21 protein-coding genes and 4 tRNA genes are annotated in these 19825 nt (G+C 47.1%); 2 read left to right on the top strand and 23 right to left on the bottom strand.

Annotated elements, in window-relative coordinates; genetic code table 11:
- Positions 1-26: 26 nt before the first annotated feature.
- From H3001_RS11170 to H3001_RS11060, 23 genes are all read right to left on the bottom strand, one after another.
- The gene (locus H3001_RS11170; protein WP_032584151.1) at positions 27-293 is read right to left on the bottom strand and encodes a hypothetical protein; all 267 of its coding nucleotides are present in this window, start codon (positions 291-293) and stop codon (positions 27-29) included.
- Positions 294-379: 86 nt separating this feature from the next.
- Positions 380-1270: a hypothetical protein gene (locus tag H3001_RS11165; RefSeq protein ID WP_004326295.1), complete on the bottom strand. Its 891-nt coding sequence runs from the start codon at positions 1268-1270 to the stop codon at positions 380-382.
- Between the two features lie 26 nt (positions 1271-1296).
- Entirely contained in the window at positions 1297-2016 is a 720-nt protein-coding gene (locus tag H3001_RS11160; protein ID WP_032591937.1) for an N-6 DNA methylase, read from the bottom strand.
- Positions 2017-2037: 21 nt separating this feature from the next.
- Positions 2038-2850: a DUF4121 family protein gene (locus tag H3001_RS11155; RefSeq protein WP_032584146.1), complete on the bottom strand. Its 813-nt coding sequence runs from the start codon at positions 2848-2850 to the stop codon at positions 2038-2040.
- Positions 2847-3116 carry a hypothetical protein gene (locus tag H3001_RS11150; RefSeq protein WP_009121403.1) on the bottom strand — a complete coding sequence of 90 codons (270 nt, stop codon included), beginning with the start codon at positions 3114-3116 and terminating at the stop codon, positions 2847-2849. Before H3001_RS11150 ends, H3001_RS11155 begins: the two co-directional genes overlap by 4 nt.
- Entirely contained in the window at positions 3113-4051 is a 939-nt protein-coding gene (locus H3001_RS11145; protein WP_032584144.1) for a hypothetical protein, read from the bottom strand. Before H3001_RS11145 ends, H3001_RS11150 begins: the two co-directional genes overlap by 4 nt.
- Positions 4052-4350: 299 nt before the next feature.
- Positions 4351-4644, bottom strand: a complete 294-nt coding sequence (locus tag H3001_RS11140; protein WP_004326290.1) for a DUF4120 family protein — start codon at positions 4642-4644, stop codon at positions 4351-4353.
- Between the two features lie 33 nt (positions 4645-4677).
- Complete coding sequence (locus tag H3001_RS11135; protein ID WP_032584141.1) at positions 4678-5655, bottom strand: hypothetical protein; 978 nt, start codon at positions 5653-5655, stop codon at positions 4678-4680.
- 18 nt (positions 5656-5673) lie between these two features.
- Positions 5674-6018, bottom strand: a complete 345-nt coding sequence (locus H3001_RS11130; protein ID WP_032584139.1) for a hypothetical protein — start codon at positions 6016-6018, stop codon at positions 5674-5676.
- 15 nt (positions 6019-6033) lie between these two features.
- Positions 6034-6189 carry a hypothetical protein gene (locus H3001_RS11125; RefSeq protein WP_181214967.1) on the bottom strand — a complete coding sequence of 52 codons (156 nt, stop codon included), beginning with the start codon at positions 6187-6189 and terminating at the stop codon, positions 6034-6036.
- Positions 6190-6204: 15 nt separating this feature from the next.
- The gene (locus tag H3001_RS11120; protein ID WP_227204741.1) at positions 6205-6822 is read right to left on the bottom strand and encodes a DUF4313 domain-containing protein; all 618 of its coding nucleotides are present in this window, start codon (positions 6820-6822) and stop codon (positions 6205-6207) included.
- 56 nt (positions 6823-6878) lie between these two features.
- Positions 6879-7754, bottom strand: coding sequence for a hypothetical protein (locus H3001_RS11115; RefSeq protein WP_032584134.1), 876 nt, complete (start codon positions 7752-7754; stop codon positions 6879-6881).
- A gap of 3 nt (positions 7755-7757) precedes the next feature.
- Positions 7758-8927, bottom strand: coding sequence for a hypothetical protein (locus tag H3001_RS11110; RefSeq protein ID WP_032584131.1), 1170 nt, complete (start codon positions 8925-8927; stop codon positions 7758-7760).
- A 255-nt stretch (positions 8928-9182) separates the two neighbouring features.
- The gene (locus tag H3001_RS11105) at positions 9183-10418 is read right to left on the bottom strand and encodes a site-specific integrase (RefSeq protein WP_155268008.1); all 1236 of its coding nucleotides are present in this window, start codon (positions 10416-10418) and stop codon (positions 9183-9185) included.
- Positions 10419-10863: 445 nt separating this feature from the next.
- Positions 10864-10936: transfer RNA gene (locus tag H3001_RS11100), tRNA-Phe, on the bottom strand.
- A 158-nt stretch (positions 10937-11094) separates the two neighbouring features.
- The gene (gene thiL / locus H3001_RS11095; RefSeq protein WP_181214966.1) at positions 11095-12132 is read right to left on the bottom strand and encodes a thiamine-phosphate kinase; all 1038 of its coding nucleotides are present in this window, start codon (positions 12130-12132) and stop codon (positions 11095-11097) included.
- Positions 12133-12141: 9 nt separating this feature from the next.
- The gene (locus tag H3001_RS11090) at positions 12142-12951 is read right to left on the bottom strand and encodes a purine-nucleoside phosphorylase (protein WP_181214965.1); all 810 of its coding nucleotides are present in this window, start codon (positions 12949-12951) and stop codon (positions 12142-12144) included.
- The gene (lpxK, locus tag H3001_RS11085) at positions 12908-14014 is read right to left on the bottom strand and encodes a tetraacyldisaccharide 4'-kinase (protein WP_181214964.1); all 1107 of its coding nucleotides are present in this window, start codon (positions 14012-14014) and stop codon (positions 12908-12910) included. The genes H3001_RS11090 and lpxK overlap by 44 nt, the downstream gene beginning before the upstream one ends.
- A gap of 15 nt (positions 14015-14029) precedes the next feature.
- A complete protein-coding gene (sppA, locus tag H3001_RS11080) occupies positions 14030-15799 on the bottom strand; it encodes a signal peptide peptidase SppA (RefSeq protein WP_181214963.1) in 1770 nt (589 codons plus the stop codon).
- 160 nt (positions 15800-15959) lie between these two features.
- The gene (locus H3001_RS11075) at positions 15960-16376 is read right to left on the bottom strand and encodes a hypothetical protein (RefSeq protein WP_181214962.1); all 417 of its coding nucleotides are present in this window, start codon (positions 16374-16376) and stop codon (positions 15960-15962) included.
- Positions 16377-16605: 229 nt separating this feature from the next.
- Positions 16606-16679: transfer RNA gene (locus tag H3001_RS11070), tRNA-Asn, on the bottom strand.
- 23 nt (positions 16680-16702) lie between these two features.
- Positions 16703-16776 (bottom strand) — tRNA-Asn (locus H3001_RS11065).
- Between the two features lie 25 nt (positions 16777-16801).
- Positions 16802-16875: transfer RNA gene (locus tag H3001_RS11060), tRNA-Asn, on the bottom strand.
- Positions 16876-16954: 79 nt separating this feature from the next.
- Between H3001_RS11060 and H3001_RS11055 the strand changes: the two genes are divergently transcribed.
- Both H3001_RS11055 and H3001_RS11050 read left to right on the top strand, forming a co-directional pair.
- A complete protein-coding gene (locus H3001_RS11055; protein WP_181214961.1) occupies positions 16955-17944 on the top strand; it encodes an adenosine kinase in 990 nt (329 codons plus the stop codon).
- Between the two features lie 48 nt (positions 17945-17992).
- Positions 17993-19687 (top strand): S41 family peptidase, encoded by a 1695-nt coding sequence (locus H3001_RS11050; RefSeq protein ID WP_181214960.1) that lies wholly within the window; start codon positions 17993-17995, stop codon positions 19685-19687.
- Positions 19688-19825: the final 138 nt, after the last annotated feature.

Here is a 19825-nt window from a genome sequence, read left to right as displayed (position 1 = left end):
TGATTGTTTATGAATGCGATTCTTTGTCATTCCAAGTCTCTTGCGCGGACTGGATTATAGGGACAGGACTGTACCAGGTAATTGGTATTTCTGCCCTGAGTCTGACTGTGCTGTCTGAAACATTCGACGTCATCTTCCTCCAGTTTCAGTTTTCTTCTGTTCTTCTGCAGGAAGTCTGCTGCCTTTTCTATGGAAGAGAAGACCGCCTTTGGCTCGAATGAACTGTATTCGTGCCATGCGTTGCAGCTGAAAAGGATATACATTTCAGCCTTTATTCTGTTACTTGCTGCCATATCTTATCTGATTATTCGGGTTGATAAATGACAAAACCCGATTCCGCTGGTGACGGAACCGGGCCTGTCGTATTCGGTTTCAGGTTTTAATTCTGGTTATATGAAAGCAGGAAATCGGCCATTGCTCCGTTCTGTGGAATCATGGCAGGAAAATCAGTCTTTCCAGGCTTGTAGATTTCTGTCGCTACATTGTAGACATCCCACGCTGTAATGCGTGGCTGTTCAAGTGAGAGTTTGAGCAGTTCTTCCGTAAACACGGAAATCTGTCCCTGGTTAAGTGGATAGGTGTCCACCTGTGATGCCAGTCTTTTGTCTGCACTGTCATGCGATACACGCAGAGCCGTCAGCATACCGATGATCATGTATAATTCACCGGGTGTCAACACCTTTTCCTTGAGCCTTTGGATTCGGCTTCTGTCCGCATCCATGTCACGCTCAAAATTCCGCATCCAGTCATCCACCTTCCCGAACAGTTCCTCGGTAGTCACCTTGTCCTTGCCATAGTTGGCAACGCTTCGTTCGGGTGAAAGGATACACTGATTGTGGCAGATACGTACACAGGGACCTATTGCCGCCTGGATACCGTCCTGATGGTAGGCTACCACGAGTGTGGTTGTCAGTTCATCGGTATCCCCGTTCAGAATACGGATGGTGGTGAAGATTCTTCGCAGTACATGTGCTTCTACCGCCTTCTCTCCATAGGTCTGTTCCACCTGCGGCAGGATGACCACTCCGGGCTGTGTCCGGTTCTTGTTCTGGGCGGCGAAGATTTCCTCCACCTCGTAGTTCAGGTTGTGACGGCGGCAGATGTCCGTCATGCGCTGGATGACCTGGTAGTGGTAGATACCCCTGACCGGATTGCCGTAGATGTCGTTCTCCTTGTAGGTACGCTGGAGTGTTTCAAGGTCCATTACTTCGATTCCGTTGTTCTGGAAATCAAACTGTCTCTGATTGTTCAATGTTGCTAAAGCTTCCATAATTATATTTTTTAAAAGGTTGGTAATTATTTGTCCAATAGGTTGATGATACGGACTGCCTCTTTGAAGCGTCCGATATTTTCCGGAAGAGGATTCCTGTATTCCTCTTCCTTCATGCGTCTTATAGAAGGTATTCCCGTCAAGGGCAGTGCCTGGTTGACTTTCCATCCGTCGGTGAACGCCTTCGGCTGGAGACTGTCATGACAGATCACTTCCCCGACACATCCGTGGACGAGCATGTTGCATACGGTCATCATGCAGCAGGTCCGGCTGATGTCTTCTCCGACCAGATAGTTTCCCGGATTGTGTGCATGGTATGCCAGCAGGAGTCTTCCACTGCCGCATGTGGGATCTCCCATCCTCTGTCCGGTCTCTTTTTTACCTGCCGCGCACATGACCATGAGTTCACAGATATGTGACGGCGTGAAGAACTGTCCGTTTGCCTGCTGTCCCGGTTTTGAGCAGTAAGCCATGTGGAGTTCACCGAAAGCGTCGAACCAGCCTGACCTGCCGATTTGTTTCTGCATGATACGTGTCCATTCGGCTGTCATTTCCATGAACGAGGCATTTTGCTGACGCTTGTATTTCCAGTTGCTTATTGGCGGTGCTCCCGGAGAGAAGCCGTGGATGATGAAACGCAGCAGGTCGTTGAATACGGTTTGTATTTCATAGCCGCATGAGGAGGCAAAGCCTGTGATAAGCCTGTCGAGCGGCTTGACTTCGTTGGAGATTTCATATCGTGCCATATTCCTTAATTTTATAATTGGTTATATACTGTCGTTGATTCTGTATACTGTTACGGTATGGTTTTCATTGTCCGTGTGTATTCTGACGGGACCGTATCCCATGAATTTCATGCGGATTTGTCCGTGCTGTCCCATACCGTTCCACTGCTCACGTGATATTTCCTTAATATCCATGCGGTATCCCCAAAGTACAAGAGAGTCAGGCAGGATTCCCTTGTAGAGTCTGCCTTTCAGGATTGCGGCCAACTCGTCCAGCTCGCTCCGGCTGTACAGCGTGAATGAATCGCTGCGGAAGGTGTATTCGCCTGTCCTTTCCCTGTCCCGGTGTTTCATGATATGATAGCGGAACCAGTTACGGGTGGTGTAACCGTCATATAACGGATCCGGTTCTCTGTATTTCCATTTCCTGACCGGAGCGTCGAACCTGAGACTGCCCGTATTGCTGCGTTTCCCGAATCCCCATGTCCTGAATATGCGGATTTCAGTACCTGCGGGTTTCATGTTCCGGATATTGACCTGCGTCCAGGGGCTTCCGGTGGTATCATAGGCGGCTTTTCCCATGTCATCGAAACAGAATACCGTTTCCGGTATCAGGCATATATCCGCATATTTGCCTGTTATCCGTTCTATATGGGCCTTTCCGAAATAGTCACCCGAACGTGAGACAAATTCAACGCAGTCTCCTTCTGTCGGGTACATCTGCCTGCTTCGGACATTCTCAATCAGTTCCAGCATACGGTTCACTTTCCGTACTTCCTTTTCTGTAATGGGATACCCGAAGTCACCGTTTGCCAGTTCAAGACTGTCAAGGTCATATCGTATCTTTGTATTCATCCTGTTCTCCTCCTGTTTTGTGTATAGCGTTCAACCTGTCGGGTGATCATATCACAGAATTTCTGGCCGTTTTCTTCCTCACCCCTGAAATAGGCGGCCATCATCAGCAGGTTCTTGTTGTAATAATGCACCCATTTGTCATGGAAATGTGCGCCGGGAACCTGTCCGAATGTTTCCTGAAACAGTTCCAGGGTCAGATCCTCGTCCTGTCTCCTGTTGTATTCCCATATTGCCAGAAGCAGCATGTCATTGTAATTCAGTCTCATATTGCGTTGGTATTTGAAATGGCCATTATGATGTTGCAGCAACCGATTTCCCGGGCATTCTCCTTCAGCTTTCCGTTGTTTACCAGTCTGTCGTATGCCTCATGCACAAACCTGTATGCCGGTGAATCATATCCGATACCGTGAAGATGTGATGTCGTAGCCACATTTATCCGTGATGCCATCATGGAAAGTATGTCCTCTTTCCCTGCGTGGCGGTTGCTGAAGGCATCCAGAATATTCCGGTGGATGCACGTTCCGTATCTGGCACGGTAATATTCCAGTTCTTCTTCATCGGTGAAGGAATACACCTCTTCCGCTATCGTATCCTTTACAAGACGGAATGTACGGCCTCCTTTTTTCAGTATGGCTGTAATCTGTGGAATATGCAGTGTTTCACAGTAGCCGCTTATTTCCATCGGATGCACGTACAGACGTGTCTTTCCTTTTACAAGATACATGGCCTGTGATGTACAGCCTGTTCTGTCCGTGTCGAATCCCTCTCCATGAAATTTCTCTTTTATTTCCTTGTAGAATGCGTCCGTTTTCTCATGGGAAAGACCTTTTCCCCATTCATATCCGCTTTCCAGACTGAAAAGCAGATGGAAGAGGGTTGTCCGTCCGGTCTTGCTTTCCCAGTAGCCGTAAAGGTCAGTCGTGCCGGATTTCGGTCCGAACCTGTATCCGTCCGGAGTATAGCTTTCCATCACTTCCAGGAGTGAGTTCATGAAATTTTCCGATTCTTCGGAATTCCACCATTCTGACGTATCGTCATCCATGGCATAAGCCGGTATATGGTTCATAACCTGCAGGTATTCCGGAGTTTCTTTCAGAATGTCCAGCATCCTTGTGACGGCTTCCTTCCTTAGTCTGATGGAGAACAGTTCTGTTCCAGTCTCCGCGTGAAGCCTGTTCTGTGTCTTCTGGTCTGTAATCATGACTTCTGATATTTATTGTTATACATTGTCTGCCTGTAAGGTACAGGCATTCTTATTTCTTGTTGTCCCTGTTGTCTGTTTGCCCGCATCCCTGCAAGGCTTGGCGGAAAAAAATACCGGAGCGAAGCGAGGATGATTTTTTTCCAGACAACCAGCCCGGCAGGGCCGCCTTGCGGGAGTTGCGCGGCAAACAGCTATTTTTGCAGCAAGAAATGAGGATGCTGTCATCATGTCTCCGGCATAAAAAAAGGGAACCCCATATTGCATGAGGCTCCCCAATACAGACTGTCGCATATATGTCAGGTATGTATGCTCCATCCGTGGAAACGTTCCATGGTGACGGCAAAGGACTCGTCAGGATTTCCATGATACAGCAGTCCTCCGACAATGCCTGTATTCCCGTCCGGATAACGTTCGCAGAATCCGAACGAATACGGCGCATGGTCGTAATAGAGTTCGATTTCGCATGGACGGTTCTCGTTTTTCTCCCATTGTTTTAGACGTTCAAGACAGTTTTCCAGTGTCTTGTCATTGATTGATTTTGCATACTGTACGACCTTGTCGTAATGCTCTTGTGAACAGCAGATTTTCATATCGTTTGAATTTATTGGTTGGTAAATGTTTTTTCAGTCAATCCAGAAAGTACCGCAATGAGGGCACCTGCATCCGGCAGGATACTCATTCGAATACCGCACGTCACGGTGGCGTTTGTAGTTCATGTCACCGAAGGTGCATTTCCCGCTTCGGAATGTCTGCTCGTAAGCGGCTTCCTGTTTCTTGTATTCAGCCATCCGGCTTTTTCGGACAGATCCGGTAAAAGGTATCATGCCCGTTTCCCATTTTGTGGAATCGCACCAGTCATTGGTCATGCCGCAGACTTCATTGGCATAGGAATAGTGTACCTGTGAATCGACAAACAGGTTCTCCCTTCGGAAAGGGAAAGTGATGTCCAGCGGAATCCGTACATGATGTCCGGAACCGTTCCGGCTGTCGGCAATGGCCACCACTACATTCCCGTGGAAACGGATGCTCTTGAAATCGTTCTCAGGGTCTTTGCTGATGAGCCTGTCAAACATGGCGTTGAAGTAGATGCGCAGTTCTCCGCCGTATGTGGCATTCCCTACCAGTTCCTCTATCTTCTCGTCAAACTGTCCCTTTTTCAGATGCAGTGCGCGGCGTACCTTATGGCAGGCCATGGCGACCGATTCTCCCCGCAGTGAACAGCCGGTCAGGTATCCGCTGATTTCCACTCCGAGCGAATAGAAGAAATTAGTGACGGACGAGTTGCGTATCAGGTCCTTTACCGGGTCGGAATCGTTCCGGTCGTAGATAAGTTCCCTGATTTCATCTTCATGCTCTTCAAACTCTCCGGCAAGATTGTCCGCTTCCATATTCTTTCTTGTCTCCTCCAGATAGTCGTGCATGTTTGAGCCTTCCTGCTCCTCATACCATTCGTATGCCTTTTCATAGAGCTTTTCCATATTGTTGGAACGGACGCATTCCTCCTGGATGTCTTCATGCTCATCAAGGTCATCCCGATAATCCACATAGTAAAGACTCACATACTGTGGAATATAGTCTGTAAGTTGTAATGTCTGGTTCATGATTCCTGGTTTTAAGAGTTATACAAACGAAAAAGCCCTGCTTGTCGTGCAGGGCCTGATTCTTGTGGAACCGTTGCCTTTGGAATGTCTGTTTGTATGGTATCTCCATGTCTCAAGCAGATAATCCTTGGTTCCCTTGATACTTCCGTGTACCATACATCCTTTTTCATCGTACAGGTAGCAGGTGTTAAGGAGAACCGGTATGCCGTCATGCACCTTGTACATGTGCAGTTCAATATCATTCTTTATGACGGCAGACTTTTCCTTTTCCACTTTTCTGTGTATGGCTTTCCTGACCTCCCCGATATGTGGGGAGGTATAGCCGATTATTTCCGAATGGAATGCAAACTGATATTTTTCCATAACACTTTGTCCGTATTAGAATTCTGATATAAGTTCATCTTCATAGACCTCAAGTTCAAGACCGCTCTCGACAATCCTTACCAGCCAGCGGCATTCCAGTCTTTCCATCAGTTCGACGGCACGGTATCCCTTATAGGGACGTTTCATAAATACAATGTCTCCGGTTTTCATATTTGTTCCTCCTTTTTATTGTGCATGGATTGTTTCTATCAGTTCTGCATCCGTAAGATAGCGCAGTTCCTGTGTGGAGCAGAACAGGCAGATGCCATCCAGCAGTTCATTTGCCGCAGCATCCAGGTTCCGTACTCCTTCGATCAGAGATTCTTTCAGTTCCTTGCTTGAAACAAGATATATTCCGTGAATGTCTTGAACAGTTCTCAAAGGGAAACGTCTTTCCTGATAGATGATGTCCTTTATCATATCATCCTGTGGTGGCAGTTTGGCGCTGATTGTCTTGAACTGTTCAGGTGCGAGTTCCTTCAACCTGTCAGGATTGAAGCGGAACATACTGAATCCCTGATATTCAAATCCGGCAGGCTCCGCTATTCTGTTACTGGTCAGGAAATCATGTACATGTCTGTTGCAGTCCCTGCTGTCCACATAGGCATGGAACGGGGGAAGGGAATTGAAGTTGACGGTGATGTCCGTGTATGATTCCCAGCTTTCCGGATTCACTTTGGACCTGGATTCAAGTCCTGCATACAGATTGTCATTGTCGGTATAACTGTTCAGAACCAGTCTGACTTCAATGCGCTCAGCCGGATTTGTGGCTGTTTTCCAGTATAGTGTGTTTGATTTGTCCATACTTGTATTGTTGTTATGAGGGAATACGGCAGTCATGTTACCGTATTCCCAGAATGTTATGATTTGATATTCGTTATATATTGTGCGGACTCCTTTTTTACCGTCCTCAGTCTTTTTAGGAGATACAGGAAATATTCACGGTCATAGATCCGGAAAAGAAATTCCTCTGATGTCTCCTTGATGTGTCCGATGAAAGTTGCGGATTCCCTGCCTGGAGGATATTGGAAGAAATGTCCGTCGGAAACAAGGGTGAGTTTCTTTCCGGATACATGGTCTATCAGTTCGTCCGGAGTTTCGTACTTTCCTTTTCCTTTGTATAGCAGGTAATTGTTCTTGCGAAGACTCTTCAGGATTGTGGCCATGTCCGCCCTTGCTTGTACGGAATCTGATTGGATGACAAGATTGCAGATGAATAGGGGTTGTTTCCCGTCCAGTGAAAAATAATAGGGAATGATTCCTTTACCGTTTTTCCCGTCCTTTCCTTCTTTGGAGATTATTGCCTTTCGGCTGATGACTCCCATATGACGGTCTATCTGACGGTCCAGTTCTGATTGTGGGGTTTGTATGGAGCGCAGACCCTTGAAGTATCTTCCTTCACGGGTGAAGCAGAAAGAGTACATGCTCCCGTAGTACGGTTCACCCACAAAGAACGAGTTTTGTCTCATGCGCAATGGTGGCAGTACATCCAGCAGGTCATAGTAGTCTTCTTCGGTGATCTCCCTGAACGGCTCGGAGAGGGACTGATGGTAAAGACGCAGCATCTTGTCCAGTTCTGTGGCTGATATAACTTTCAGGAAAGGATTATTCTCCCTTGTGCGCAGTTCTTCGATTGTCTCCCCGCCATAGTCATTGCGGAATCCGTCACTCATGCTGGTCAGGCATGTCCCGTCGAAGTAGCGGGAATCGACTACATATTTCAATCGGTCTTTCATGTTTTATAGGTTTTGAAGGTTCAACACTCTTTTGACTGCATATACGGCATTCTGTGTAAGCTGCCGTTGCCATGCCTGGTATCTCGGCGACCATTTGAAACCGTATGATTTCAGTTCCTTGCGCTTCTGGTCATCCGGAATGCTGTCAAACAGGATTTGCAGGCGGTCCGCCTCATAGTTCCATACCAGTGTTCCGCCTTCAAATTTCAGTTCACGGTTTTCCCGTTCTCTGATTTCCTGAAGTTTCAGTCTGGCCTGGCGTGCCATTTCCGGCAGTTGGAAGAAACGGTTCCGTGGAGTGATAACCGGTTTCTTGCATTGTGCATTGAAGTCTGTAATGAAATCCACCGCTTTCTGCACGATTTCCACTTCTCCTTTTCCTGCATAGGTGCTTACCTTATTAAGGATACTGCTGACGAACAGGGCACGGCTGTATCCTCTTGCCTTACCGGTATCAATATCATGGATGGTCTGTGCGCTGCTTGCAATGTCACGCTTCAGGCGGTTCCATGCCTCCTCCTGCTTCTGTTCTTCCGGTTTGGCAGCCTCTTTCATCCTTTCCATGGCAGACTTAAAACGGTTACGCCAGTCGTGGAATTCATCAAATCTGTTCTGGTATGCGTCCAAGGCCTTGTTGTTGCGCTGGCAGTTGAATTTGGCAGGTCCTGTCACCATCGGACTGGCACATCGTGAGAGACTGCCCAACAGGGCGGAGAACTTACTGTGGTATGCACTGACATACTCGTTCTGCTTTTCTTCCGGAATCTGTTTCAGATCCTCTACAAGTTGTTTTTCATATTGCATGATGTCTGTTTCCGCCCTTGCTTCAGGTTCGAAGGAACTCCACCTGTACGCATTGTATGCAGCATCAAGCAGGTCTTCCAGATAACCGGGATACAGGAATTCCACGGCTTCCCATTTTTCAAATTCAGACGGATGCAGTTCTGTTTCTCCGTCTGCCGCTTCGATGGTGTGTACATAGGAGCCCATTCCCGTACAGCGTTTACGGAAATGAAAAAGGACGGCTTCATCGTCCGTCCCTTGTTCTCTGATTTTCTTCACGCGGTAAGCGTTCTTTCTTGTCAACGTGACAACCGTCTGTTTTCCGGTCTTGTCCTTCATGAGGTCTGCTACTGTACCTTCACATACCTTCTTTCCAACTTCTTCAGTCATATTCTTTTATTTAAATTAGACATGACCGGCTCCGTGGAGCCAGTATTTCAATTTCTTACTGGCCCGGCTGTTCTTTGCCAATGACCGGTGCAAGGCTTGGCGGAAAAAAATACCGGAGCGAAGCGAGGATGATTTTTTTCCAGCCAACCAGCCCGCCAGGGCCGCCTTGCACAGTCAGTGGCAAAGGGCGATATTTGCTGTAAGAAATGAAATAATGGTCTGACACTTGTCCTAACAGACTGGTAATTGATCTTTTTATAATCCCATTTTATCCCTTACAATAGTCATATTTTCTTTGAGGTTTCTGTCCATGACTCTTGCATAATGCTGTGTCATTCTTGTAGAAGCGTGTCCGAGCATGGCAGATACTTCCTGCAATGGAACGTTGTTTGCCAGTGTGACGGTAGTAGCAAACGTATGACGGGCCACATGTGTGGTCAGATTCTTTTTGATGCCGCAGAAGTCCGCAATTTCCTTCAGGTAGCTGTTTGCCTTCTGATTGCAGACAACAGGAAGGCATGTCCCTTGCTGAAGACATATCGGATGTGATTCATATTTCTTCAGGATTGCCAATGGAACAGGAAGAAGCGGAATATTGGCTATGGAACTTGACTTTCTTCTTCTCTCAAGCTTTACACGTCCTTTTCTTATCCACCAGTCACCGTTATTGTCCTGCTCCAGATGTTCCGGTCTCAATGTGGAAACATCAGCGAACGCCAGACCGGTAAAGCACGCAAATAAAAATATGTCCTTGACAAGCTCCAGCCTAGGGATATCGAATTCCCTGTTCATTATGGACTGAAGTTCGTTATTTGTCAGGAATACCGGATCAGTCTCGTCCTGTTCCATCTTATATCCGTAAAACGGGTCTTTTCGCATCCATTCTTTTGCTATTGCCATATTGGTAATTTTCTTCAGGCATTTCATGTAGCGGACTATTGTGTTACGGCATAATCCGGCTTCTGTTTTTAGAAAAATGTCAAAGGACTTGATGAAATCAGGGGAAAGTTCATGGAATGTAATATCCTCCTTCTCATAAAAACGTGGCACAAAAGTTTCAAGTTTTCTGAGTACATTTTTATAACGGTTGATTGTCACGGGAGAATAGTCTATGTCAACAACCTTCTCCATAGAGGAAATTTCTTCTCTAATTGTTCCCATCAAAGTTCGGATTGTTTCGTCCTTTCCAAATACACGTTTTAAAATTGTTTTGGGAGTTATCAGTGCCGATTCAAAGGTCAGTTCCTTGTGCTTTTCATATGCGCGTGTAGTAAGTGCTCCTATATAATTGTTCAGTTCAATGGAGGCTCTGTCTTTTCCTTTACTGCATCCCTTGGCCGGATTCCAATTCTTTAAAGAAATACTTCTTTGTATTCTTACTTCTTCATATTGTCCGTTGATGGTAATACGCATAAGAATCGGAGCTTCGCCATTTTTTAGCAGTTTTGTTTTTAGAACGAAAAATAGAATGTTCATTGTTCCTTGTTTCATGATCATTTTCTTTTTGAAGTTGTACATTCGGTTGTTTCGTCAAACCTGAAGGAAATGGAAGAATGAAGAAAATTGTTAAAATCGGTGGTTTTTATTATCGCCGGCTATAAAAAACCACCGATTCTTGTTTTTCTTTATGTTATCTGACCTCTTTCTCTAATCTTCTCGTCAGATGTGAAAACCTGCACCAGGTTTTGCTTTTTTCCATCATTCAGGAGGGTTTACAAATGTATATTTTAACCCCTAAAAATGAATCACGCAAATTATTGAGAATTAGTGAAATATGATACAATTCGGTGGTTTTTCCATGGGACTCAAAAAAAACCACCGAATCGGCAATTTTTAATTGCACCAAATTGCATATTTCTGCGGGTTGTGGATAAAGAAAAAACCCACTGAAATGACTGTATTTCAGCGGGTTTCATAATTTTTCGTTTTCTAAAAGTGGTGCCACCAGGAATCGAACCGGGGACACAAGGATTTTCAGTCCTTTGCTCTACCAACTGAGCTATGGCACCGTTTGCAAAGTGTTGCTTTGTTTCTCATTTGCGGTTGCAAAGGTATGTGTTTTTTTTGAATCTGCAAAATATTTGGATAAAAAAGATTCAATAAAAGTTGAAAAATGCCTTCCAAGTGCGATTCTAGGCATTGGAAGGCATCTGATTATCGGATTTTTTTATTCTTTCAAAGGATTCCAGCCCTGCGCTTTCAAGGTCAGTTCATTTCCGTCACGGGTAATGAGTGCACAGCCCAACTCCGGTTTGGTGATATGGCCGATGATTCTTACGTCCTTGATTTGCGAAACCTTCTCATGGTCGGTGAGAGGAACGGTAAACAACAGTTCGTAATCTTCTCCGCCGTTTAAGGCACAGGTACTTAAGTTCATGTTGAATTCCTCTGCCATGACTGCAGTCTGATAGTCAATAGGGATACGTTCCTCGTATACCCGGCATCCGGCATTGCTCTGTGAACAGATATGCATCAGTTCTGAAGACAGTCCGTCGGATATATCCATCATTGACGTCGGTTTGATTCCGGCAGCAGCCAGATTTTCGATGATGTCCTTTCTGGCTTCCGGTTTCAGGAAGCGTTCCAGCAGGTACTCTTTGCCGGCGAAATCCGGTTGTACCTCTTTCTCTCCCTGGAAAACCGCTTTTTCGCGTTCCATCAGCTGCAGACCCATGTAGGCAGCTCCCAGGTCGCCCGATACACAGATCAAATCCGTTTCTTTGGCACCGTTGCGATAAACTACCTTGTCTTTCGCTGCTTCTCCGATACAGGTGATGGAGATGGCGAGTCCTGTAACGGATGAAGTGGTATCTCCGCCTACGATGTCCACATGATGCAGCTGGCAGGCCAGTTTTACTCCGTCGTAAAACTCCTCCATGTCCTCGATGCAGAACCGTTTGGACAATGCCAGTGAGATGGTTATCTGCTTGGGACAACCGTTCATGGCATAGATATCGGAGAAGTTTACCATCGCTGCCTTGTATCCCAAATGCTTCAGCGGGGTGTATACCAAATCAAAATGGACTCCTTCCATCAGCAGGTCGGTAGTGACCAGTACCTGCTTGTCTGAGAAATCCAGTACGGCTGCGTCGTCACCGATGCCGTATACGCTCTCTTTGTTTTGTAACTTGATGTCTTCGGTCAGATGCTTGATCAGGCCAAATTCTCCAAGAGTGGCTATTTCTGTTCTGTTACCTTCGTGCATGATTTCTTTTTATGCTCTGTTAATCAGTTCTTTCATGATGGTTGTCATACGAGGCTGTGCTTCATCGGCAGCTTTCTGTACTTCCTCGTGTGAGACTTCTACAATTTTACCTTCAACGCCCAGGTCGGTAATTACCGATACGCCGAACACTTTGATGCCGCAGTGGTTGGCCACGATCACTTCGGGCACTGTAGACATACCTACCGCATCGGCTCCCAGAATGTGGAACATCTTGTATTCCGACGGAGTTTCGAAAGTCGGTCCCTGTGTACCCAGGTATACTCCCTGCTGCACCTTGATGCCTTTTTCCTTGGCTATTTCCAGGGCTTTCTGAATCAGTTCCTTGGAATATGCCTCACTCATATCCGGGAAACGAGGTCCGTAGTCGATGTTTTTGCCGCGCAGCGGATGTTCCGGGAAGAAGTTGATATGGTCGGTGATGATCATCAGGTCGCCGATTTCAAAGGCTGCATTGGTACCTCCTGCCGCATTGGACACAAAAAGGGTCTTGATGCCCAGTTCACGCATGACGCGTACCGGGAAAGTCACTTCTTTCATGGAGTAGCCTTCATAAAAATGAAAGCGTCCCTGCATTGCCATGATATCTTTGTTTCCTAATTTTCCGAAAATGAGTTTTCCACTATGACCTTCTACGGTTGATACGGGGAAATTGGGGATTTCCGAGTAACTGATTTCATATTTGTCAGTGATTTCATGTACCAAACTTCCTAACCCTGTACCTAAGATGATGGCGGTTTCGGGCTGAGTGTGCATTTTAGCCTTCAGAAAGGCAGCTGTTTCTTGAATTTTTTCTAACATACTCCATTATGTTTTGGTTAAACAATGATTCTTTTTCGTTTAGAAAGCCTACTTCTATGGGAAGTGTATAAAGGGCCTCTCTCAGTGCGGGGGAGAGACTCCGGCAATTTCTGATGCGGACCGCGTCCTTGTCGGTCGTAATAATGATCCGTTTTCCTTCGGGTAAGCGCTGGAATACCTTTGTCAGCCGCTGTATGTCTTCTTCCGTAAACATATGGTGGTCGGGAAACGACAGCGGTGTAATGTGGCGGGTGTACTCCGACAACTTGCTGATCAGAGGGGCCGGAGAGGCTATTCCTGTCAGAAGCAGAATGTGTGCTTCCGAAGAGAGGCTTTCCAGGGCACGGGTCTTTTCCGGTTGGAAGACATTGCACAGGTGCCGGTATTTGAACGTCGTGAAATAGACTTGCTGATGGGGGAGAGGGGCGATGGCGTCGTACCATTCTTTCTGCTCTTCCGTTCCCATGTGTTCCGGACACTTGCTGACAATGATGATGTCGGCCCGTTCTTTCCCTTCCTGAGGCTCCCTGAGTCTGCCGGCGGGCAGCAGGGCATCACGGAAAATCGGCCGGTTGTAGTCAATCAGCAGCAGGGTCAGACCGGGTTTCACGTACCGGTGCTGGAACGCATCGTCCAGTACGATGACGTCTACCTGCGGATGGGTGAGTTGAGACAGCTGCTCAATACCGTGGCAGCGGTCTCTGTCGACGGCCATTTTTATCTGCGGGTATTTTCCCCACATCTGGAACGGCTCGTCTCCCAGCTCTTCCATGCTGGTTCCCTGTTGTGCCAGTACGAAGCCTTTCGACTTCCGTTTGTATCCCCGGCTCAGTACGGCTACCTGAAAGGTATCCGACAGCAGCCGGATCAGGTATTCGGTATGAGGGGTCTTTCCGGTTCCTCCCACACTGATGTTTCCTACGCAGATAACGGGCAGTGCAAAAGAACGGGAAGTAAGTATTCCGCGCTTAAAGCACCAGTTGCGCAAGGTGACTCCCGCCCGGTACAGGCAAGCGAACGGGAGCAGAATAGCATATATGTGAGGCTTTTGCAAAGGATGCATGCCGGTTCCTCCTGATTAATGGATATTGAGTACAAACGGTATTCTGGCCTGCAGGTAATCGCGTTCTCCGAGATTCTTCAGCAATGACAGGCTGTGGTACCAGGTTCCGAACTGACCTAACTGTCCCTGCAGTTTCTGGCTGATATAGCGTTCTGTGTTGGTCTGGAGCAAGAGAGACAGGAAGTCTTCTTTTTGAGGATAGCTTACCAGTGTGTAATTTTCTACCTCTGCCCGTTCCTTGGCTACGGCAATTGCGGCATCCAGTCCTCCCAGTTCGTCTACCAGGCGGACGTCTTTTGCCATTTCTCCGGTCCATACTCTTCCTTCTGCGATGCGCTTCAGTTCATCCAGCGGAATGTTTCTGCCTTCTGCACAGCGGCGGGTAAAGAGTTCATAACCGTTGTTTACCATCTGCTGTATCAGGTTGGCTTCTTCCGGAGTGAAAGGACGTGTCAGGTTGCCCATGTCGGCCAGCTGGTTGGTCTTTACGCCATCCATCCGGATACCGATTTTCTCGGTAACGAGCTTCTGGGCATTCGGAATCATACCGAAGATACCGATAGAACCGGTCAGGGTAGTCGGTTCGGCTACAATCCAGTCGGCGGCACACGAAATGTAATATCCTCCTGAAGCCGCATAGTCGCCCATAGAAACGATTACCGGTTTCTGTTCTTTCAGCAGGGTGACTTCTCTCCATATCTGTTCCGAACCGTAAGCGCTTCCTCCCGGGGAGTTGACACGCAGTACTACTGCCTTCACACTTTCGTCTTCTCTCAGTTTGCGGAGGTCGTTGCATACTTTTTCCGAGTGAATGCCGTCGTATGCCGAGGTGCTTCCGTCGATGTCACCGTATGCATAATACACTGCGATGATGTTGCCGCTCTTGTCTTTCGGTGTCAGGGTCTGTGTATTGATCATGTCGTCGAGGCTGACGGTACGCAACTTGCTGTCTTCGTCGGTCTCGGTGATTTCCTTCAGATAGCTCAATACCTGATCCTGATACATCAGCGTATCTGCCATGCCGTTCTGTACATAGGTCTCTGCCAACTGGAAATCCATGTTCCGGTCGGCCAGACGGTTCAGTGAATCGGCCGGAAGGTTGCGCGAAGTTGCCACTTCGTTCAGTATCTGTCCCCAGATAGAATTGGCAAATGCCTGATTCTGCATCCGGTTGGCCTCACTCATCTGAGTGGAGATGAAAGGTTCTACGGCCGATTTATACGTACCTACACGGAAAATCTGCATTTCTACTCCCAGTTTGTCCAGCAGGTCCTTGAAGAACATGGTCTGTACGCTCAGTCCGTGCCATGAGATGCTTCCCGAAGGATTGACGATGATCTTGTCGGCAGCACTGGCCAGGTAGTAACCTTCCTGGGTATAGGAATCTCCATAGGCCACAAGGAATTTGCCGCTTTGTTTAAAATCCACCAATGCTCTGCGGATACTCTGCAAGGAGGCCGGTGAGCAGGCAAATACCTGCGGATGGAGGTAGATTCCCAAAATCTTTTCATTGTCCTGGGCTTTCTTGATGGCAGCCAGCAGGTCGTCCAGTCCGTATGTGGGAAGTTCTTCTCCCAGGAACTGGTCCAGTGGACTGGCCTGGTATCTTTCTATGATATTACCTTTCAGCTCGAGTACGAAAACCGATTCTTTTTGAATTTCAGGTGCGGAACTTGAGGATGCTACCATGCCGGCCAGACTGATGATTCCCAGGATAACGAACAGGGTGGTTGTGGCAATCAGTCCGAGTATGGTGGCCAGCATGTATTTTAAAAAGTCTTTCATTGTGTTGAAGTTTTAGTATATTAAATATCTAACAAAGATATTTCTTTTTATGAAAAATACAAAGATTATATCTAGTTGTTTGCAAGGGCTTTTGTGTGGTCGTGGAGGGATAAGGGGATTTTATTTCCGGCCAGATGGCTCACGGTGGCTTGGAGAGCATTTACAGATGTCTTTTCCGGTATGCGATAAATCGTATGCCGGTGATGATCAGGGCCAGGGAAAGTCCGGTATAGAATACCGTGATGAAGGAGTCGGGAAGCAGATGAAGCCCTCTGATGGTCATTCCCAGGGTAATCATGAATGCCATGATGCCCCATCCCTTGAGGTCGAAAAAGGCAAACGGACAGTTCTTGTCACTTTTTTGTGCAATGCGCCGGGAGTGTTTCAGGTACAGTTTCCGGAAGATGAAAACGGCAAAAAACAGAAAGACCAGTGTGGCTTCTGTGAGCTTGGAAAGCAGCGACTGCTCGTCTTTCAGCCAGCAGGAGATTCCGACATGAAGGATATTGCATCCGGCGATAATCCAGACGAGGCCGGCGATAATGAACAGGGTATTCCGTGAGACTCCGTACTTCATAGGGCTGAGTTTATGACAGGTTGATGAAAATGATGTGGCTGCAGTGTGCGGCCGGATGGTGAAGCGTTGCATTGCAAACTGGTTCTTCGGATCTTGCGGACATTTCTGCACAAGAAAAAATTATTTCGGAGTGTCTGAAGGATAAAGAAACGGAGTGTTGCATGGGTTGAACGGATAAGAGGTGTGTACCGGATACAAAAAAAAGTTCGCTTTTACACGAACTTTTCTGCTCTTCAGGTTGGACTTGAACCAACGACCCTCTGATTAACAGTCAGATGCTCTAACCGACTGAGCTACTGAAGAATGATTGTTTTTTATTTGAAGTGCTCTTCAGGTTGGACTTGAACCAACGACCCTCTGATTAACAGTCAGATGCTCTAACCGACTGAGCTACTGAAGAATACTTGCAATCTCGATTAAAAAAGCTCTTCAGGTTGGACTTGAACCAACGACCCTCTGATTAACAGTCAGATGCTCTAACCGACTGAGCTACTGAAGAAGGTTTTTTCTCAATTGCGATGCAAAGGTAGTAGGATATTTTGAAATATGCAATATCTTTGCAAAAAAAATATAGCGAAATGGATAAAATTTTAGGAATTGGCAATTCTTTGGTCGATGTTTTGTTGAAAATGGAGGATGATTCTCTTCTGGCGGAACTGAAATTGCCCAAGGGAAGCATGCAATTGATCGATGAGGAAATGCTGACTCGGATACAGCATATACAGTCTGCACACGTGTATCACCGTTCCAGTGGCGGATCGGTGGCCAATACCATTTGTGCATTGGGTAACCTGGGTATGTCTCCGGGATTTATCGGAAAAGTGGGTGAGGATGAATTTGGAGATTTCTTCCGTCAGACTTTACAGAATCAGGGAGTTAATACTTGTCTGCTGACGACATCGGAACATGCGTCGGGTATTGCTTCTACCTTTATTTCTCCCGACGGAGAGCGTACGTTCGGCACTTATCTTGGTGCATCCGGAACCTTGAGTGCCGATGATTTGTCAATCTCAATGTTCGAAGGGTATTCATACTTTTATATAGAAGGATATCTGCTGCAGAACCATGCATTGATGCTGCGTGCCATGCAACTGGCAAAAGAGGCCGGTCTGCAGATCTGTATGGATATGGCCAGTTACAATGTAGTGGAATCTGAGCGGGGGTTCTTTGATATGCTGATTGACCAGTACGTGGATATCGTATTTGCCAATGAGAGTGAGGCGCGTGCTTACACCGGTAAGGAACCGGCGGAAGCCCTTACTGAAATCGGTAAAAAGTGCAGCATTGCAGTGGTCAAGACCGGCAAGCAGGGTTCGATGGTAAAGAAAGGTACAGAGGTGGTAACGGTTGCTTCTCTGCCGGTAGACCATGTGGTCGATACTACGGGAGCCGGAGATGTCTATGCGGCAGGTTTCCTGTACGGTCTCACCAGTGGTTATTCTCTGGAGAAATGTGCCCGAATCAGTTCGGTCCTGGCCGGATACGTCATTCAGGTAACCGGTACCGACCTGTCAAAGGAGCAGTGGAACGAAATAAAGTTAAATATTGAGGCGATTCTGCATCCGTAACCGGAATTATGTGTTTCTTTGAGTAAATAAAAATGAATGTTTGAAAATATGAAAGTCAGAAAATCGATAGTAGGTGCATTGGTGGTCTTGCTGGGACTGGGATTTTCCTCTTTTACGGAAGACGACCGCAGTTTTCAGAAAGCAAAGAATCTGGATATCTTTAATGCGATATTCAAGGAACTCGATATGTTCTATGTGGATACCATCAATCCTGAAAAGATGATACAGAACGGGGTCAACGGCATGCTGGCGCTGACCGATCCTTATACGGAGTATTATCCGGAAGAGGAGATGAGCAGTCTGAAAGAGATGATTACTGGAAAATACGGGGGAATTGGGGCTGCGATCCGTTATTATAAGGCGAAAGACCGTATTGCCATTGTGGAACCTACCGAGGGAATGCCTGCCGCAGAAATGGGTGTGAAGGCTGGGGATATCATTCTTTCGGTTGGAGGAAAGGAAATGGTCCGGGGCTCGATGTCGCCACAGGAATTTTCTTCCAAGGTGAGCGAGGCATTGCGCGGCGAACCGGGAACCTCGTTTGTCCTGAAAGTGCTTCGTCCGCAGGAAAATGACAGTACGGAAATGGAATTCAAGATTACCCGTAAGAGCATCCGTACCAATCCGGTACCGTATTACGGCATGCTTCGCGACAGCATCGGCTACCTGTATCTGACAGGATTTACGGATAATTGTGCCAAGGATGTGAAGAAGGCATTTATCGAACTGAAGCAGCAAGGGGCCAAAGGACTGATTTTTGACGTACGTGACAACGGAGGAGGTTCGTTGCAGGAGGCAGTTGATATCGTGAACCTGTTTGTACCGAAGGGTCAGGAGATTGTGGTGACCAAGGGCAAGCTGCGTCAGGCAGAAGGTTCTTTTAAGACCTCCAAAGAACCGGTAGACGTGGAAATTCCGCTGGCCGTACTGGTAAACGGTTCTTCCGCTTCGGCATCGGAGATTCTGAGCGGTTCGCTGCAGGACCTCGACCGTGCGGTGATTATCGGTACCCGTACCTATGGAAAGGGTTTGGTACAGACCACCCGTCCGTTGCCTTACAATGGTACATTGAAGGTGACAACCTCCAAATATTATATTCCGAGCGGACGTTGTATTCAGGCTATCGACTATGCAAAGAAGAATGCCGATGGAACAGTTGCCCGTACTCCCGACAGTCTGACACACGTATTCCATACGGCTGCCGGTCGTGAGGTACGCGACGGTGGAGGTATCCGCCCGGATATTGAGGTGAAGGAAGACCGTTTCCCGAACATCCTTTTCTATCTGCTTAACGATGATTTGATTTTCGACTATGTGACCCGTTATTGCATCAAGCATCCGGTGCTTGCTTCGGTTGATTCCATCCGGATTACCGACGAAGATTACAAGGAGTTTAAGGAACTGGTGAAATCACGCAACTTTACGTACGACCGTCAGAGCGAGAAAATGCTGAAGACATTGAAGGAAGTAGCCGAATTCGAAGGTTATATGGAGGGGGCTTCCGAAGAGTTTAAGGCATTGGAGCAGAAACTGAATCATAATCTGGACCGCGACCTGGATCATTTTGCACCGCAGATCAAGAAGCAGATTGCCCAGGACATCGCTACCCGGTTCTTCTATCAGCGTGGAGCAGTTATGGAGCGTTTGAAAGACGATGCTGATTTGGAGAAGGCGATTGAAACCTTGACCAATCCGGAGGCTTACCGGAAGATTCTGACTGTCTCTCCGGTTGCGAAGAAGTAAATTACCTTTTTAAAATTATTGCTGTCCGATAAGATTGATTGAATGTTAAAAGTACCGTTCGGCCATTATGTATCCAGTGGCTGGATATTAATGAGGGATATTCAGTGAATAATATAAAATTAGCCAGCTAATCCGCTG

This window comes from Phocaeicola faecicola (assembly GCF_013618865.1).
GTDB classification, from domain to species: domain Bacteria; phylum Bacteroidota; class Bacteroidia; order Bacteroidales; family Bacteroidaceae; genus Phocaeicola; species Phocaeicola faecicola.
Note: the sequence above shows the minus strand (reverse complement) of the source record. Positions and strands in the feature narration are given on the sequence as shown.

Bases quoted from the DNA above. Each gene is read 5' to 3' on its own strand.
- H3001_RS11170 (WP_032584151.1), bottom strand. From the start codon at position 293: ATGGCAGCAAGTAACAGAATAAAGGCTGAAATGTATATCCTTTTCAGC.
- H3001_RS11165 (WP_004326295.1), bottom strand. From the start codon at position 1,270: ATGGAAGCTTTAGCAACATTGAACAATCAGAGACAGTTTGATTTCCAG.
- H3001_RS11160 (WP_032591937.1), bottom strand. From the start codon at position 2,016: ATGGCACGATATGAAATCTCCAACGAAGTCAAGCCGCTCGACAGGCTT.
- H3001_RS11155 (WP_032584146.1), bottom strand. From the start codon at position 2,850: ATGAATACAAAGATACGATATGACCTTGACAGTCTTGAACTGGCAAAC.
- H3001_RS11150 (WP_009121403.1), bottom strand. From the start codon at position 3,116: ATGAGACTGAATTACAATGACATGCTGCTTCTGGCAATATGGGAATAC.
- H3001_RS11145 (WP_032584144.1), bottom strand. From the start codon at position 4,051: ATGATTACAGACCAGAAGACACAGAACAGGCTTCACGCGGAGACTGGA.
- H3001_RS11140 (WP_004326290.1), bottom strand. From the start codon at position 4,644: ATGAAAATCTGCTGTTCACAAGAGCATTACGACAAGGTCGTACAGTAT.
- H3001_RS11135 (WP_032584141.1), bottom strand. From the start codon at position 5,655: ATGAACCAGACATTACAACTTACAGACTATATTCCACAGTATGTGAGT.
- H3001_RS11130 (WP_032584139.1), bottom strand. From the start codon at position 6,018: ATGGAAAAATATCAGTTTGCATTCCATTCGGAAATAATCGGCTATACC.
- H3001_RS11125 (WP_181214967.1), bottom strand. From the start codon at position 6,189: ATGAAAACCGGAGACATTGTATTTATGAAACGTCCCTATAAGGGATAC.
- H3001_RS11120 (WP_227204741.1), bottom strand. From the start codon at position 6,822: ATGGACAAATCAAACACACTATACTGGAAAACAGCCACAAATCCGGCT.
- H3001_RS11115 (WP_032584134.1), bottom strand. From the start codon at position 7,754: ATGAAAGACCGATTGAAATATGTAGTCGATTCCCGCTACTTCGACGGG.
- H3001_RS11110 (WP_032584131.1), bottom strand. From the start codon at position 8,927: ATGACTGAAGAAGTTGGAAAGAAGGTATGTGAAGGTACAGTAGCAGAC.
- H3001_RS11105 (WP_155268008.1), bottom strand. From the start codon at position 10,418: ATGAAACAAGGAACAATGAACATTCTATTTTTCGTTCTAAAAACAAAA.
- thiL (WP_181214966.1), bottom strand. From the start codon at position 12,132: ATGCACGAAGGTAACAGAACAGAAATAGCCACTCTTGGAGAATTTGGC.
- H3001_RS11090 (WP_181214965.1), bottom strand. From the start codon at position 12,951: ATGTTAGAAAAAATTCAAGAAACAGCTGCCTTTCTGAAGGCTAAAATG.
- lpxK (WP_181214964.1), bottom strand. From the start codon at position 14,014: ATGCATCCTTTGCAAAAGCCTCACATATATGCTATTCTGCTCCCGTTC.
- sppA (WP_181214963.1), bottom strand. From the start codon at position 15,799: ATGAAAGACTTTTTAAAATACATGCTGGCCACCATACTCGGACTGATT.
- H3001_RS11075 (WP_181214962.1), bottom strand. From the start codon at position 16,376: ATGAAGTACGGAGTCTCACGGAATACCCTGTTCATTATCGCCGGCCTC.
- H3001_RS11055 (WP_181214961.1), top strand. From the start codon at position 16,955: ATGGATAAAATTTTAGGAATTGGCAATTCTTTGGTCGATGTTTTGTTG.
- H3001_RS11050 (WP_181214960.1), top strand. From the start codon at position 17,993: ATGAAAGTCAGAAAATCGATAGTAGGTGCATTGGTGGTCTTGCTGGGA.